1 protein-coding gene is annotated in these 1,628 nt (G+C 56.5%); it reads right to left on the reverse strand.

Going from position 1 to position 1,628, the window contains the following annotated elements:
• Nucleotides 1-112: 112 nt before the first annotated feature.
• Nucleotides 113-1,492 (reverse strand): DDE-type integrase/transposase/recombinase, encoded by a 1,380-nt coding sequence (locus tag BV911_RS18705; RefSeq protein WP_086055040.1) that lies wholly within the window; start codon nucleotides 1,490-1,492, stop codon nucleotides 113-115.
• Nucleotides 1,493-1,628: the final 136 nt, after the last annotated feature.

Below are 1,628 nucleotides of genomic sequence, written 5' to 3' on the forward strand. Positions count from 1 at the left end.
CCTACGGCCAGCGCGCTCTGGCACGCGTTAGCTATGTGGTGAGCACACGCGCCAGAGCGCCACCGACATCCCGAGCGTGGCCCCTATTTGCGCCGGTAAATGGCCCCTTATGTCACCGTGATTGACACCATAGGCGGAATTTGTGATCGCCTTGGAACGGCATCCGGAAGGCTTCGATCCCCATCTTGGTCACGGTGCGGGTGACCCGAAGGCCAATGGCTTTGCGCACCTCGCGGCGCGACAGCGGCGGCAGGATGCCATACATGTCAGCCAGGCGATCAAACAGTTCTTTGCGTTGGATCCCCCACCCGCCTTTGCGCTGGGTGGTCTTGAACGGCAAGCAATCAGTGAAATACCACCACAGGTACTTTTCGACCTGAGCGATGGTCATCGCAGCCATGTCCTGACCGTCGTAATCTGTCTGCCGGCCAGGCCCTGCGCCGCTATGGCCATGCAGCGCCTTGAAGACATCTGAGCCAAGCGTGGCAAAGAAACGCTCGATGAATGCTTTGTCCGTCGGCGTCTTGGTCCGGCCAAATCGAAACATCGCGTCAAGTGACAGAATTGCAGTCGGAACATGGCGGTTCCACAAGCCAGATCCGGTATCCATGACAATTTGGAACGGTCGAATTGGCGGCGGCGGCAAATGTCGACACCCCGCCTCCCGCGCCAGTTTGGTCTTATCAGAGACCAGACGCCGGATCAGCTCCAAGGTATCATTGGCGTTCTGGGAGCGCGCGATATGAAACGCCAGCACCTCGCCAGACGCCACATCAATGGCAACCAGAATCCAGACCTTGCCGATGGTTCCATTTTCAGCCCCCTTACGGAGCTGGTTCATCGTACGCTCGCCCACAACGCGGTGCAGACCCGTTTGCTCGATGAAAACGTGCAGCGGCATTTGGCATTCGTCGATCTGGATAACTTCCCCGATCATCCGTGCAACCATCTCACCGATCCCGGATTGCATGTTGCGGATCATCTCCGCGCGTCCCTTGCGGGTAGCAAGGGTCACTGCCGATGGCATCGCCCCTACAAAGCGACGGTATTTGCTTTGTGAGACCTTGATGTCTTCATGGCCCGGATCTGCCTTGGCACGTCGTGCATTCTCTTCCAGCAGCTTTCCTTCAAGGTCCACAAAGCCACTGATGATGGTCTTTTCGCGCCCCTCACGATGCGCCTTGGAGCATTCAAGCATCAAGGCAACCACCCATTCCGGGTACTCCTTAACCTTTCGACCTGCCCGTGAATGACCGGTGGCGAAATCTGCGGCCTCAAAGTGCTCGCTCTGATAATCTTTGAACATGCGTGCGAGCTTTTTGCCCGCCGGCAAATCAAACGACAGGCCGCCTTTTGATCGTTTTTTCTGTGTGCCGGTTAACTCGCGAAATTTCGCTTGGGTTTTTGTCTCGATTTCGCCGTGGTGAGCATCAATCCAGTGTTCGGTGATTTTCTTGAGGCCACCTTGCAGAAAGTCGAGCAGGACAAGCATCGCGCTCAGAGAGGTGGTCGCAAGAATTCGGACCAGTTGCTAAGCTTTAGCGACTGACGAAGGACCGACCTGAGATGACAAAACGAAAGCGCTATTCTGCGGAGTTCAAGGCAAAGGTGGCACTGGAAGCCATCCG

The sequence above is a fragment of the Pseudoruegeria sp. SK021 genome (genome assembly GCF_002119405.1).
Classification (GTDB): Bacteria; Pseudomonadota; Alphaproteobacteria; order Rhodobacterales; family Rhodobacteraceae; genus Meridianimarinicoccus.